The sequence below is a fragment of the Lactobacillus sp. ESL0677 genome (assembly GCF_029392875.1).
GTDB lineage: Bacteria > Bacillota > Bacilli > Lactobacillales > Lactobacillaceae > Lactobacillus.
In genome coordinates, this window is the sequence record NZ_CP113946.1 from 1,565,877 (window position 1) to 1,580,046 (window position 14,170).

The following is a 14,170-nucleotide window of genomic DNA, read 5'->3' on the forward strand; positions in this document are numbered from 1 at the left end:
TTAAACTATAACATATATGCTTTGTAAAAGAAATACCCCGCCTGAATAAACGCTAGAGCTGCAATGAATATCCGGACAGCATTCGCCGGAACCTTACGTAAAATTCCCATTCCCAAATAACCACCGATAAACATGCCGATGGCAAGTGGAATAGCCTGATTCCAATAAATGTGTGACGTAAAGATAAATACAATTAATGCTACCAGATTAGCCAAGCCACAAATAACGTTTTTGATGGCATTTACAACAATAAACTTTTCATCAGTAATGTAGGTTAACAATACCAGCACAATAACGCCGCCGGCAGCACCAAAGTAGCCGGTATAAACACCCATTACAAGTAACGCTGCAATATAGAAAATTTCTTGCCAGAGCGGTCTTTTGTGTGGTTCTAAACTATGATGCTTGCCGGATGCTAGCACCATAATTCCCGAGCCAGCAATGAAGAACGGCACGAGCTTTTCAAAGACACTTGATGGAAATGATAGCAGCAAAAAGCAGCCTAAAAGCGACCCGACAACTGTAAACAAGCCATAAAAGCCAACTTGCTTCCAGTGTCCCTTAAGTTCCTTAGTTGATGAAATCGTCGAGCCAACGCTGGTCCAAATGAGAGCGGCATCGTTAGTAACATTAGCATAAACTGGCGGAATCCCTACGGCTAACAAGACTGGGTAAGACGCAAGTGATGCCATTGAAGCCACTGATGATAGTAGACCTCCTGCGACTCCTCCCAGCAAAATAAAGATTAATGTAAAAATTGACGGCATTTTTTAGCTCCTTTTTAGCAATAATATCTATTATAATGCAAGTAGAAAACAAATAAAGAAGGTAAACTAACAGTGACAAAGTTTGAAACATTGATAATTATTCCCGAAGGCAGTCTGTTAAATCAAAAAGTAGCCGAAAGAAATGCGCTCCGGCAAACTTTACGTGACCTCGGACGCGATTTTGGGCCTGCTGAACGAATTAGGTACACTAGTCTGCAGGAGCAAGTAAAGTTTCTCGGACAAGATGAGCGCATTCAGTTAATTTTGCAAACGTTCTGCAACGATAATTTACAAGATTCCCAGCAAATTTTTTGGCAAAAAATGACCAAACAGAAACAACTGGTTCAAGATGCAATTGCCTTTTTAGATGAAGTGACAGCTAAAGTTAATTTGGTAATGCTGGCAAAAGAACCACAAAAAATATTAGCACCCCGACTAGCAGAAAGTGAACTGCTCAATTATTTTTCTACCGTTTACTTCCCAGAAAATTCCGCTGCCAAATTGCCTAATAAAAATGTGTTTGTCCCTATTTTTCAGGAACACAACAATTTTAATCCAGCAACCAGTCTAGTTATCGGTACCAATCTCACCGAAGAAATTAAAGGTGCTGAAAATGCCAACTTGCAATCACTATGGCTAGCACCTAAAAAAAGTAAAATTCCAATTACCCCGCATCCCACATTGCACCTTAACAAGTTAAGCGATTTATTATTTTACCTTCAGCTCAGCTAGTTTATAATAAAAGTAACAGATTGTGAGGTATAAAAGATGACTAAAGTTGCGGTAGTCTTCGCAGATGGTTGCGAAGAAGTTGAAGGCTTGAGCGTGATTGACGTTTTACGTCGTTTAGGCGTGCAAGCCGACATGGTAGGATTAACTAGCAAGGATGTAATTGGCGATCACAATATTAGGTTAACTTGTGACAAAATCATCGATGATAGTTTGCTGGATTATGATTTAGTAGCTTTTCCGGGTGGTAAAACTGGCGCCGAAAATTTGCGCGACAATCAACTATTGAAATCTTTAATGGTGCAGCGCCACAAAAATCAACAGTGGGATGCTGCCATGTGTGCGGCACCAATTGCACTAGCGCGCTACGGCGTGTTGAATGACGCCAACTACACCTGTTATCCTGGATTTGATACTCAAACTAAGCATGATGCACCAAGTGGTAACTTTAAAGAGGACATTACAGTTACGGATTCTGATCATCGAGTAATCACCAGCCGGGGACCAGCAACAGCTTGGGCTTTTGCTTATGCAATTGCTGAGGCACTTGGAATTGATACTACAGCACTAAAGCAAGGCATGCTTTACGAGTATCTTGGTGACCACATTCAAGATAGTTTATAATAATACAACCCCACTACTAGATTTAGTAGTGGGGTTTGTATTCTAGGTTAACGCCAACTTAATTTAATTGTTACGCACCAATAAGATTATTGCTTTTTAACATTAATTGCCTCAATAAAGTTAAACTTACCGTCTTCATAGGTAAACTTGAGAATACAACAATTATGGAAGTTAGTTACTCGCTGCTTAATTTCATCATAAGGCAGCCATTTTTGCAAAAACATGAAACATGCTCCACCATGACTAACCGCTAAAACGCGGTGCACATCTGGCTGCTCCATGATCGATGTTAGCGTGCTATTCATTCGCTCCTGTACTTCAATATCAGACTCGCCGCCAAACTGCAGAAAAAAGTCACCATATGAGTGCCGACTACTGTCATCATGGGGATTAAGCTGCTCGCTTTGCCCTTCAAAAACGCCAAAGTTCCATTCCTTCAGGCCCTTTAATCTGGTATATGACTGGTCCGTAATATTCTCCAGGGTGTCACAGGCCCGCTCCTGCGTTGACGAATAAGCGTGGTCAAAGGTAATTTGATGCGACTTAAAGTACTGCCCGACTTCTTGTGCATCTTTAATTCCCTGCTGGGTTAAGGGGGAATCTGACCAACCCTGAATCCTGTGTAATTGGTTAAACAATGTCTGACTATGACGCATTAAATATAATTCTTTCATTTTGAATCCTCATTTAATAATACTGTCCCTGCTGGTGGATTTTCATCGATGGCACCAACAATTTTATGTGGAAAATATGGCTGCTCAATGTAAGCAATATCTTCATTAGTTAGTTTAACAGAAAGCGCATTTACCGCATCATCAAAATGGCTAATTTTGGTTGCACCAATAATTGGCGCTGTTACACCCTTGGACCATAACCATGCTAACGCAATTTGCGACATCTTCACCTGGTATTTTTGCGCTAATTCGTTAACTCGCTTAGCAATCTGCACATCATATTTCTTTGTATGGTCATACTTACCTCGTGCTACCCGGTCAGTCTTACTGCGCAAAGTATCAGCATCCCAATTAGGACGAGCAAGTCGGCCAGCAGCCAAGGGGCTATACGGCATCAGCGTGACACCCATTTGGCGACAAAGCGGTATCAATTCATGCTCATCTTCTCGGTAAAGCAAGTTATAGTGATTTTCCATTGCTGAAAACTGAGTCCAGCCATGATCCCGCGCAGCTAACTGCATATTGTAAAATTGATAGGCATACATCGCTGAAGCACCAAGCGCCCTAACTTTTCCGGCTTTAACCAAATCGTTTAGAGCAGACATAGTCTCCTCAATCGGCGTATCATAATCAAACCGGTGAATCATGTATAGATCCAAATAATCCGTTCCTAGTCGCTCTAAAGTACCGTCAATTTCACGTTCAATCGCTTTACGTGATAGGCGTCCAGGATTGAAATAAACTTTAGAAGCAATCACTACCTGATCTCTGGTAGTGCAATTTTTTAATGCTTTTCCTAAATATTCCTCACCGGTACCTGCAGAATAACTGTTAGCTGTATCAAAAAAGTTAATTCCTAAATCTAATGCATGGGCGACAACCTTCTCAGTATCACGTGGATTTAACGTCCAATCATGCATTGTCCCAGCTTGACCAAAACTCATGCCACCAACACATAATTTAGAAATTTTAATGGTCGTTTTACCTAAATTAGCATATTCCATAACCGCTCTCCTTTGATTTTTTGTAATCATTATAATTATTCAGAGCAATTTATGTCTAATACTTACTTAACATAGCTTATTATAGCAATTAGGCATAGCTAGTACTTCACCATAAAAATCGGCCGATAGCTTGATCAATTTGGGAATTTTCATGAAGTTGACTGTGCTGCCCGCCAGCTCCCTTAATTTCAATTTCGCGATAATTACTTACTTTCCCGCGCAACAAATACCGCAATGAACGAGCCGAAACAACACTAACATCCCCATCAGAATTGGTACCATCGCCTTTATTGCCAAAAATATTTAAGACTTGCACACCACTAGGATAATTTTGCCGATATTTTAATAAATAACGGTACGATGAATTGAGATATTTAGGGCGATTACTGGATAATAAATAATTACGATTTATCTTGTCGTCCATCCCCACAATACCATCAAAATGACCGCCAAGATTAACCTGCTTTTTTAACTTAGGTAATTTAGGATTACTGCCATACTTCACTTGGTAAAACATTGTCGTTAAGTTGCCCATCGAATGTGCTACCGTGTTGTAGTGCTTGATTTGGTATTTCTTCTGCAATAAGACAATAAGGTGGTAAAACCATTCCCGCGTTAAATAATAATTGCCATTTTTATTGTCAGCAAACACCAACTGAATTATCGGGTGCGGCGTGCCTTTGAGCCATGTTCCTCGCAGTACAATCGTACCATCACGCTTAACTTTGGCAGTCAGTACCTTGTGTGCATTGTTATGCTTTTCAGCATACGCAATCATACTGTCTGTTGATTTGCCACTGGCACCCCAACCATGAAGATAAATTGTCGGTGCGCTGTGTGATCGATCCACAACTTGGCCAACCTGATTAGTATTAGCCGAATAACTATTACGATTATTAACCGCATGCCAACAGATGATACCAATACTAAGTAAAATAATCACACTTATTCCAAGCCAAAACCAATTTTTCTTTTTCATTATTTTATTTCCCAAAAGTTTTATACTTATTCTAAAATTATTACCATAACTAACTTATTTCAATCAGAGGAACACAATGGAGCTTAGAGTCTTACGCTATTTTTTAGCAGTCGTTAACGAACAAAATATTTCCCGTGCAGCAGCCAAGCTGCATATCTCACAGCCTACAATTTCACGGCAAATTCATGAACTTGAACAAGAACTCGGAGTCAGATTATTTGAACGTGGCACCAGAACCATTAAGCTGACAGCTGACGGCGAGTATCTTGCCAATCAATCTAGGCAAATTTTAACGTTAGCTGATAAGACAAAAACTAACATCGGTAAAAATGCCGAAATTAGCGGCAGCATTTTTATCGGTTGCTCGGAGGCACCGATGCTCAATACAATAGCAGATGCCATTAACCGATTAAAGCAAATAGCACCGAATGTCATTGTCAATTTATATAGCTGCGATGCTAGTGAGGTACAACGCAAAATGCAAAACGGAGTGTTTGATTTTGGTTTTGTTCTTGATCCTTTTAATAAAACCAATTATAACTTCTTAACACTTCCAGGGGTTACAAAATGGGGTTTATTAACCAGAAATGATTCAATTCTAGCTACTAAAGCTAAAATCCAAGTTGCTGATTTAATTGGCAAGCCAGTAATTCTGCCGCAACGCCACACCAGTCAGACACTGTTAACTAACTGGTTAGGTCAAAGTGACCTTAAATTTCAAACCGTTGCCAAATATAATTTGCTCAACAATGCAGCGATTCTTGCACAGCACGGTGTTGGGGATGTGCTATGCCTTGATGGTATTGTTAATCTTGCTCAAACTAACTTGCTTTTTATTCCGCTTGAACCCCAACTAACTATTCACGCAAGTTTAATCTGGTCAAAAACTGCGGTCCTATCTCGTGCTGCCCAAATCTTTTTGACACAATTAAAAAAGCTGTTAAATCAAGAATAGCAACCAATAGTTGACGAAAATTAACCGCCAGTTTGTAGAAAGCAACTTTGCAATACGCTATACTTTAGTCAATATTAAAATAACAGGAGGAAAGTTATGAGCATTTTAAGTGAGCACCTTAGAGAGCAAAGAATTGCTAATCACTGGTCACAAGAACAATTAGCAAACAAAATGGAAGTTTCCAGACAATCTGTTTCCAAATGGGAGACCGGGGATGCAGTTCCTGATCTAGACAAATTAAAGCAGTTAAGTCAGTTGTATGCTGTATCAATTGATTATTTAGTTGGTAATGAAAAGCAAACGAATAATCAAACTAAGCCTAAATACATAAATCTCAGGGAACTGCAGAAAATTTATTTTATGATAACAACTGTAATTTATTGTGGTGCCTCTCTATATAATAGTGACTTATGGGGCAGCCTTTGGGTTATTTATCTTGTCAGTGGTCTGGTTTTTGAAATTCATAAATTTTGTTTAATTAAATATCTTAACTAAAAAGAACCTATTGATTATCAAATCAATAGGTTCTTTTTAAGCATGATAGCCACCAAATTTATACTTATTTTGATAGGGTACATGGGCCCATTTGGGAACCTCATCCCATGGCACTCTCGTAGCAATCTCATTTGGTACAAAAACAGAATCTGGTGTATTAGCTAAATCATGAGTTGGGGAATAATCATATTCCTCAATAATTTCGGCTGCATTTTGACAGGGATGGTAGCAACCAAAGGTGCATTCCAAGCTGCCCTGACCATGAGTATAATTTCGTACTACTTTAGCATAATTTTGCATTTGCTTAACTGGCGCAGACCCAGTTAAAATTTCAACGTCATCATTAGTACCCAGTTCTGGCTCATTAAAGGTGCCCTTCATTTGCTGAATATCACTAATTGCCCGACCAATTTGCGCTGAAGCAATCTCTAAGCGAAAATTATACCACGGCTCAAGTAATTGACAATTTCCCTTGGCTTTAAGCAGCATCAATCCTTGACGTACAGCTCGCCACGTAGCCTTACGAAAGTCTCCGCCTTGCGTGTGCTTATAATTATAATGCCCACTAACAAAACGGATTTTCATATCGGTAATAGGGGCACCAATTAAGACACCCAAATGTTCCTTATTTCGCAAGTCAAACATTACCTGCTTTTGCCAATTTGGCGCCAAAATTTCATTAGGACAGTCATTAATAATGATTAAGCCACTACCAGGCTTAGCTGGTTCAAGCACCACGTGAGTTTCCGCATAATGGCGTAATGGTTCAAAGTGCCCAGCACCTTCAACTGAATCTGTGACAGTCTCCTTATATAAAATCTTTCCTGTACCAAACTCAATTTTAAGATTATATCTTTCCTGCAACAATTGTTGCAAAACTTCCAGTTGAACTTCACCCATAATGCGCACACTAATGTTTTGACCTTGCTCATTCCAAACAACGTGAAGCTGCGGATCTTCATCTTCCAGCTCCTTTAGAGCCGTTAAGCAAGTATGCGGATCATTATCCTTAATATCAGCAACGTAAGTCAATACTGGCTGAACCTGTGCATCCCGACTGTCTTCTTCAACTCCCAATCCTTGTCCTTGATAAGTCTCACTTAAATTGGGAATAGTACAAATTTGTCCCGCTGTAACTTCTTGCTTAGTAGTAAATTTGTCACCCTGATAAATTCTTAATTGGTTAATTTTTTGATCAGTTAACAAAATTTGCTTTGGTTGCAGACTGCCACTCATTACCCGCAACCATGTTAAACGTTCATCTTTGGCATCGTGGGAAATTTTGAATACCCGTGCACCAAAGTCTGAAGCTTTCGACTGGTACTCCTGACTCCAAAAAGCAATTCCAGAAAGTAATTCTTTGATTCCCTGCAGTTTTAATGCAGAACCAAAATAGCAAGGAAAAACTTGTCTTTTTTTAATCATCTGCCGAATAGTTGCATCGCTGATAGTGCCTACAGACAAATAATCGGTTAAAATATCATCATCTTGAACAGCAATTTGCTCCTGAGTCGCAGCAGGTAGTTGCTTATTTTCTAATTCAAAATCAACACAGCCAGCTGCCAATTCTTTTTGCAATTGAGCAACTATTACTGCTGCTTGCGATTGGCCAGCATCCATTTTATTAATAAAAATAAAAGTTGGTACTTGGTACTGCTGAAGCAATTGCCACAATTTTCTTGTTTGGCCTTGTACACCAGCAGTAGCGGAAATTACTAAAATCGCATAATCTAATACACTTAGTACACCCTCTGTTTGCGCTAAAAAGTCAACGTGCCCCGGTGTATCAAGTAATGTTATCTTCAAGTCCTGATATTCTAAGTTTGCCTGATGAGAAAAAATAGTAATACCGCGCTTTTTCTCTAACCGATCAGAATCTAAAAAGACATTACCATTATCGACACGCCCTAATTTTCTAATTGTTCCCGTTTGATAAAGCAATGCTTCAGATAAGGTTGTCTTGCCCGCATCAACATTTGCTAATATACCTGCAACTATCTGTTTCATAATACCTCCTTTTCACAGCATCTTTATTTGCTTTTCCTTGCATAAACAAAAATCAAGTTAATTTTACTCTAACTTTTGCACAGATAACAGTATGCTTTTAATTTAAACAAAAAAAGATATCCCAATTGAGATATCTTTTTTGATAAACGTAAATCCAAAATTAACGTTTTGAGAATTGTGAAGCTTTACGAGCTTTCTTCAAACCTGGCTTCTTTCTTTCAACCATTCTAGGGTCACGGGTTAAGAAACCAGCCTTCTTTAAAGGACCACGGAAATCTGGGTCAACTTCAAGAAGAGCGCGTGCAACACCAAGACGGATTGCACCAGCTTGACCTGAGAAACCACCACCATTAACGTTAACTCTAACGTCGTATTGACCATCAGTTTCAGTCAAAGTCAATGGTTGCTTCAAATCCTTAACTAAGTTAGGGAATGGAATGTATTGATCAACATCTTTGTTGTTAACAGTAATCTTACCAGTGCCTGGTACTAAACGTACACGCGCAACTGCGTCCTTACGACGACCAGTACCTGCATATGCAACTTGTTGTGCCATTTATTTAACCTCCTAGATTAATTTATTAATGTCTAATTCTTCAGGCTTTTGTGCTTCATGCTTGTGATCAGCATCAGCATAAACATGCATCTTCATGAATTCTTGGTGACCAAGAGTGTTCTTTGGAAGCATACCCTTAACTGACAATTCAACTAATCTAACTGGGTTATTGGCAAGCAAATCACCAGCTGGAACAGCCTTGATTCCGCCACGCCAACCAGAGTGGTGGTAATAAATCTTGTCAGTAGCCTTTTTACCAGTTAACTTAAGTTTAGCAGCGTTGATAATAATAACGTTGTCACCAGTGTCAACATTTGGTGTGTATTGAGGCTTATTCTTACCTCTTAAAATAGTGGCTACCGCAGTAGACAGACGACCTAAAGATACATCTGTTGCGTCAATAACATACCACTTACGTTCAATTTCATTAGGTTTTGCTAATTGTGTAGTACGCAATGTAAATTCCTCCGTTTATACGTTGTTTGAAAACAATAAGTTGCCGGGGCCTATCATGGACAAACATACTGTTCTAGAATACGTCCTTTTTATTAAATTGTCAATATTAATCAACGTCTTGCCGATATTTTTTTGGTAAATCCTCATAAAAGACATGATAAAGAAACAAACCACTTGCCTGTGCGGTTTCTCTCACCTGTTCGCGATCTTTTGCTTTTATTACCCGGGGAATATCATCGAGCGGCCGCTTGCCATTGCCGATTTCTAGCAGAGTAGCAACTAAAATTCGCACCATGTTATATAAAAAGCCCGAGCAAATAAAGTCAAAAATAATTTCGTTTGCTTCTTTATCCTGAACGATATTAACATAATACATCGTTCTTACTTTGTTTTTAATTTGACCACCGCTAGCAGCAAAACTTGTAAAATCATGGGTACCAATCAGGTCGCGAGCAGCCAGCTGCATCCTTTTAATATCGACCGGATAAGGATAGTGTCCAGTATAAAAACGCTTGAATGGATCAACAAAGCGATCAAGACTTGCCCGATACCGATACCATTTTCCTTTAGCGCTATAACGGACATGAAAGTGCTCATCAACGATTTCACATTCTTTAAAGACAATATCTAAAGGCATGATCGAGTTGAGTGCACAGATCATTCTTTCTGGGGGAATGGCATTTCCCGAGTAATCAAAGTGGATTACCTGACCTACAGCATGTACCCCCGCATCAGTTCTCCCTGATCCTTCAACGATTATTTTTTTGCCCTTAGTCATTTTAGTCAGTGCATCTTCAATTGTTCCCTGAACAGTTCGTTGGTGCGGCTGCGATTGAAAGCCATGAAATAAATGGCCATCATACGCAAGTGTCATTTTATATCTTGTAATCATTAATGTGTCCTAAAAATTACTAACAACGCAATTAAAATTGCAAAATAACCTAAGTCTAACAAGTCAAACTTTGACCACTGCAGTATGCGATAGCGCGTTCTACCATTATCATCGCGATAGCCGCGGGATTCCATCGCTGTTGACAAATCAACTGCAGTTTCCAAAGAATTGATAAATAAAGGAACCAGCAATGGTGTAATTGCTTTAGCTCGCGTAATAAGTCCACCATTATTAAAGTCAGCGCCACGTGACCGCTGTGCATTCATAATTTTAACAGTTTCATCAAATAAGGTTGGTACAAAGCGCAATGCAATCGACATGACCAATGCAATTTTATCAACTGGAACCTTAATTAATTTAAACGGCGTTAATAGCCACTCCATTGCATCCGCAATTTCAAGTGGCATCGTTGTTACCGTCATAACTGTTGAAATTAAAATAATAACTGTAAAACGAATGAAAATATAAATTGCATTTTCAATACCATAGCTAGTTATCGCAAAGATTGTCCACTGCCAATAGACTTTACCACCAACTGTAAAGAACAGTTGCAACAGTGACGTAAAAAAGATTAGCCAGACTAATGGTCTAACGCCATCCCAAAATACTTTTGCTCTTAATCCAGTTGCTGCTACCGCAATAAAGCTAAACACGGTGATAATCGCATAAGTCAGCGGATTATTAGCCAAGAAAATAATTAAAATAAAAAAGATGGTTGCAAGTAATTTACCCCGCGGATCCATCTTATAAACAAGTGAATTTCCCGGTACATATCGGCCAATTAAAATTTTACTCACAGACTCACTCCTTTAAATTTTTTTCAATTCCTTGAACCAGCATTTCAGCTGTTAATGGTGGAGTTGAAAATTCAAATCCCGTTAATTTAGAAGCAAATAACGATGCCTGCGGTTCATCAAGATAATGCTGTTGCAGCCAAGAGCGATCATTAAAAATTACCTGAGGCTTATCATGCTTAATCATTTGGCCATGTTCCATTACTAAGACATCATCGGCATAATTTGCCACATCATCCATATTATGGGTTACCAAAATTACTGTATGACCTGCTTTTTGATATTCTGCAAACAAGTTCATCATTTGCTTACGAGCATGTGGATCAAGCCCCGCAGCAGGTTCATCAAGACACAAAATTTCCGGTTCATAAGCTAAGACACCTGCAATAGCTACCCTTCGCATTTGTCCACCAGAAAGCTCAAACGGTGACTTATTCGCAATACTTTCTGGTAAACCAACCTTTTTTAGCCAATTATGAGCAACTTTTTTTGCCTCTTCTTCACTATAACCAAAATTCTTTGGACCAAAAGCAACATCATTTAATACTGTACTTTCAAAAAGCTGCGCTTCAGGAAACTGGAAAACCAAACTGACATGGCGACGTAACTGCTTTAAATTTTTATTTGAGGTTTCCGGGGTAATCGTTGTACCAGCAATCTCAACTTGACCACTAGATGGTTTTAATAACGCGTTGAAATGCTGCATTAAAGTCGATTTACCACTACCAGTATGACCAATAATTGCTGTAAAACTACCATCTTGAAGTTCAAAGTTCACATTATCCAGACCCTTTTTTTCAAGTGGTGAATCTGGTGCATAAATATAACTCACTTGTTTGAATTTAATTGACATAAAAAATTAATCAACTCTTTTTCTGAATTTACAGTTTTAGGAAAATTAATATTCCGTTCCAAAAGCATATCTTTAACTTGCTCAAAAAATGGTACATCTAACCCTAATCTTTTAAGAAGTGTGGTTTGACTAAAAATTTTGCTGCTGGAACCTTGATCAATTAGTTTTCCATCATTCATAACAATTACTTGGTCAGCTAAACTAGCCTCATCAATATCATGCGTAATTGATATAACGGTTAAATCATATTCCTTTTTCATTTGGTGGACAATTTGCAAAATTTTATTACGACCTTCAGGATCAAGCATTGAAGTTGCTTCATCCAAAATGATAATTTTCGGTTTAATTGCAATAATACCAGCAATTGCCACACGCTGCTTTTGACCACCTGAAAGACTAGATGGCTCAGAGTTAGTATAATCAGCCATCCCCACCGCATTAATTGCCTCAGGAACAATTTTTAGCATTTCTTCACGAGGTACACCACGATTTTCAAGTCCAAAAGCTACATCATCTGCAACTGTCGCACCTACAAATTGATTATCAGGATTTTGAAAAACAATACCAACTTTATTTCGAATATCCCATACACTATTGTTATTAAGCTCGACGCCATCAACCTCAATACTAGCTTCTTCAGGATTATCAGGAACAAGCAAACCATTAATTAAACGGATAATCGTTGATTTACCACTACCATTATGACCAATAATTGCTGTCCATGTTCCTCTTTTAATATTAAAACCAATATTATCAATAGCTGGCTGCTTTGTATCTGGATATGTGAAAGTTACATCTTTGATTTTTATAATATTCTCTGTTGCCATTTTTTCTCCATATAAAAAGCCTAACATGATTATACCAAAAAAAAGGCAAAAAAAATCACCCATGAAGAGGGATAATTTACATTATCTAAGCTAGACTAAACTTTCGTCATCATCTTGACGCTTATTCTCACTTTCATGGATAATTCTTAATAGCTATTAAGTTTTGATTATCTTAAATTAAACCAATTCAAGGATAACCATTGGAGCGCCGTCACCTTTACGAGCTTTGGCTAACTTCATAATTCTGGTGTAACCACCATTACGATCTTTGTAACGAGGTGCAATATCACTAAAAAGTTTTTGCAATGCTGATTTAACAACAACTGCATCTTTTTCTTCATGGATATCTGCAAATTCATCACGTACAAAAGCAGCAGCCTTTCTTCTAGCAGCTAAATCGCCACGCTTACCTAAAGTAATCATCTTTTCGGCAGTTTTGCGAATTTCTTTTGCACGGGTTTCAGTAGTAACAATGCGTTCTTTAATGAACAATTGAGTTGTCATTTCGCGCAGCATTGCTTTTCTATGTGCGCTATCCCAACCTAATTTACGGTATGGCATCAGTTTACCTCCTTTATTTTTTAATCTTCTTGACGAAGTGAAAGTCCCAAGTCAGCTAATTTGTTTTTAACTTCTTCCAATGATTTCCGTCCCAAATTACGTACACGCATCATATCTGCTTCAGTCTTATCTGTTAACTCTTGCAGAGTATTGATACCAGCACGCTTCAGACAATTATATGAACGTACAGAAAGATCAAGCTCTTCGATTGTCATCTCAAGTTTTTTCTCTGCAGTATCATCTTCTTTTTCGATCATAACATCGTCAAATTTGGTATTTGCATCAGCAGTTTCGAACACTTTAAAGTGCGCTACTAAAATCTTAGCAGCAAAACTAAGGGCGTCATTAGGCTTGATTGAACCATCAGTCCAAATCTCTAAAGTGAGCTTGTCAAAATCATCTCTTTTACCAACTCGAGTTGATTCAACCTGGTAATTAACTTTTTTAATTGGTGAAAAAAGAGAATCGACAGGAATAACACCAATTGGCATATCTTCACTCTTGTTGTCACTTGCTGCAACATAACCGCGACCGTTCTTGACAGCAATTTGCATGTGCAAGTGACCACCGTCAGCAATGGTACAAATATATTGATCAGGATTTAAAATTTGAACATCAGCGTCAACTTTGAGGTCATCAGCAGTTATAGTAGCTGGACCTTCAACATCCAATTCAATTAATTTTTGCTCATCAGAAAATGATTTTAACTCAAGCTTTTTCAAGTTAAGAATCATTTTTACTACATCTTCTCTAACACCAGGAACTGTTGAGAATTCATGTAAGACACCATCAATTTGAACATAAACAAGTCCTGTACCTGGAATAGATGTCAGTAAAACTCTACGTAATGAATTACCTAAAGTAGTACCAAAGCCTCGTTCAAGTGGTTCAATAACAAATTTACCGTAAGACTTCTCTTGGTCAACAACGGTAATATTTGGTTTTTCAAATTCAATCATTACTAGGCCCCTTTCAAAACGCAACGTCCTTCATTAAG

17 protein-coding genes are annotated in these 14,170 nt (G+C 38.4%); 4 read left to right on the forward strand and 13 right to left on the reverse strand.

From position 1 onward, the window contains the following. Positions 1 to 5: 5 nt before the first annotated feature. Positions 6 to 767, reverse strand: a complete 762-nt coding sequence (locus OZX76_RS07630) for a sulfite exporter TauE/SafE family protein (RefSeq protein ID WP_277179224.1) — start codon at positions 765 to 767, stop codon at positions 6 to 8. Positions 768 to 839: 72 nt separating this feature from the next. Here OZX76_RS07630 and OZX76_RS07635 point away from each other — a divergent pair, with 72 nt between their 5' ends. Both OZX76_RS07635 and OZX76_RS07640 read left to right on the forward strand, forming a co-directional pair. Further along, positions 840 to 1,499 (forward strand): HAD family hydrolase, encoded by a 660-nt coding sequence (locus tag OZX76_RS07635; protein ID WP_277179226.1) that lies wholly within the window; start codon positions 840 to 842, stop codon positions 1,497 to 1,499. Positions 1,500 to 1,535: 36 nt separating this feature from the next. Then, positions 1,536 to 2,120 (forward strand): DJ-1 family glyoxalase III, encoded by a 585-nt coding sequence (locus OZX76_RS07640; protein WP_277179227.1) that lies wholly within the window; start codon positions 1,536 to 1,538, stop codon positions 2,118 to 2,120. 86 nt (positions 2,121 to 2,206) lie between these two features. Here OZX76_RS07640 and OZX76_RS07645 read toward each other — a convergent pair whose 3' ends face one another. The 3 genes from OZX76_RS07645 to OZX76_RS07655 form a co-directional block, all read right to left on the reverse strand. Next, positions 2,207 to 2,794 carry a histidine phosphatase family protein gene (locus OZX76_RS07645; RefSeq protein WP_277179229.1) on the reverse strand — a complete coding sequence of 196 codons (588 nt, stop codon included), beginning with the start codon at positions 2,792 to 2,794 and terminating at the stop codon, positions 2,207 to 2,209. Beyond that, entirely contained in the window at positions 2,791 to 3,798 is a 1,008-nt protein-coding gene (locus tag OZX76_RS07650; RefSeq protein ID WP_277179231.1) for an aldo/keto reductase, read from the reverse strand. The genes OZX76_RS07645 and OZX76_RS07650 overlap by 4 nt, the downstream gene beginning before the upstream one ends. A 106-nt stretch (positions 3,799 to 3,904) precedes the next feature. Continuing rightward, on the reverse strand, positions 3,905 to 4,777 hold the full coding sequence (locus OZX76_RS07655; RefSeq protein WP_277179233.1) for an alpha/beta hydrolase: 873 nt from the start codon (positions 4,775 to 4,777) through the stop codon (positions 3,905 to 3,907). A gap of 76 nt (positions 4,778 to 4,853) precedes the next feature. Between OZX76_RS07655 and OZX76_RS07660 the strand changes: the two genes are divergently transcribed. Next, entirely contained in the window at positions 4,854 to 5,732 is an 879-nt protein-coding gene (locus OZX76_RS07660; RefSeq protein WP_277179235.1) for a LysR family transcriptional regulator, read from the forward strand. A gap of 96 nt (positions 5,733 to 5,828) precedes the next feature. Then, entirely contained in the window at positions 5,829 to 6,227 is a 399-nt protein-coding gene (locus OZX76_RS07665) for a helix-turn-helix transcriptional regulator (RefSeq protein WP_277179236.1), read from the forward strand. Between the two features lie 36 nt (positions 6,228 to 6,263). Here the strand turns inward: OZX76_RS07665 and OZX76_RS07670 are convergent, their stop codons facing one another. From OZX76_RS07670 to OZX76_RS07710, 9 genes are all read right to left on the reverse strand, one after another. Then, positions 6,264 to 8,234 carry a TetM/TetW/TetO/TetS family tetracycline resistance ribosomal protection protein gene (locus OZX76_RS07670; protein ID WP_277179238.1) on the reverse strand — a complete coding sequence of 657 codons (1,971 nt, stop codon included), beginning with the start codon at positions 8,232 to 8,234 and terminating at the stop codon, positions 6,264 to 6,266. A gap of 160 nt (positions 8,235 to 8,394) precedes the next feature. Further along, positions 8,395 to 8,790 carry a 30S ribosomal protein S9 gene (gene rpsI, locus OZX76_RS07675; protein WP_277179240.1) on the reverse strand — a complete coding sequence of 132 codons (396 nt, stop codon included), beginning with the start codon at positions 8,788 to 8,790 and terminating at the stop codon, positions 8,395 to 8,397. A 12-nt stretch (positions 8,791 to 8,802) separates the two neighbouring features. Further along, complete coding sequence (gene rplM, locus OZX76_RS07680; protein WP_277131824.1) at positions 8,803 to 9,246, reverse strand: 50S ribosomal protein L13; 444 nt, start codon at positions 9,244 to 9,246, stop codon at positions 8,803 to 8,805. A gap of 106 nt (positions 9,247 to 9,352) precedes the next feature. After that, entirely contained in the window at positions 9,353 to 10,138 is a 786-nt protein-coding gene (gene truA, locus OZX76_RS07685; RefSeq protein ID WP_277179242.1) for a tRNA pseudouridine(38-40) synthase TruA, read from the reverse strand. Next, entirely contained in the window at positions 10,138 to 10,935 is a 798-nt protein-coding gene (locus tag OZX76_RS07690) for an energy-coupling factor transporter transmembrane component T (protein ID WP_277179243.1), read from the reverse strand. Before OZX76_RS07690 ends, truA begins: the two co-directional genes overlap by 1 nt. A 4-nt stretch (positions 10,936 to 10,939) precedes the next feature. After that, on the reverse strand, positions 10,940 to 11,785 hold the full coding sequence (locus tag OZX76_RS07695) for an energy-coupling factor transporter ATPase (protein WP_277179245.1): 846 nt from the start codon (positions 11,783 to 11,785) through the stop codon (positions 10,940 to 10,942). Continuing rightward, the gene (locus OZX76_RS07700; protein ID WP_348635182.1) at positions 11,761 to 12,612 is read right to left on the reverse strand and encodes an energy-coupling factor ABC transporter ATP-binding protein; all 852 of its coding nucleotides are present in this window, start codon (positions 12,610 to 12,612) and stop codon (positions 11,761 to 11,763) included. Before OZX76_RS07700 ends, OZX76_RS07695 begins: the two co-directional genes overlap by 25 nt. Positions 12,613 to 12,789: 177 nt before the next feature. Continuing rightward, entirely contained in the window at positions 12,790 to 13,173 is a 384-nt protein-coding gene (gene rplQ, locus OZX76_RS07705; RefSeq protein WP_277179249.1) for a 50S ribosomal protein L17, read from the reverse strand. Positions 13,174 to 13,193: 20 nt separating this feature from the next. Then, entirely contained in the window at positions 13,194 to 14,132 is a 939-nt protein-coding gene (locus OZX76_RS07710; RefSeq protein WP_277179251.1) for a DNA-directed RNA polymerase subunit alpha, read from the reverse strand. Positions 14,133 to 14,170: the final 38 nt, after the last annotated feature.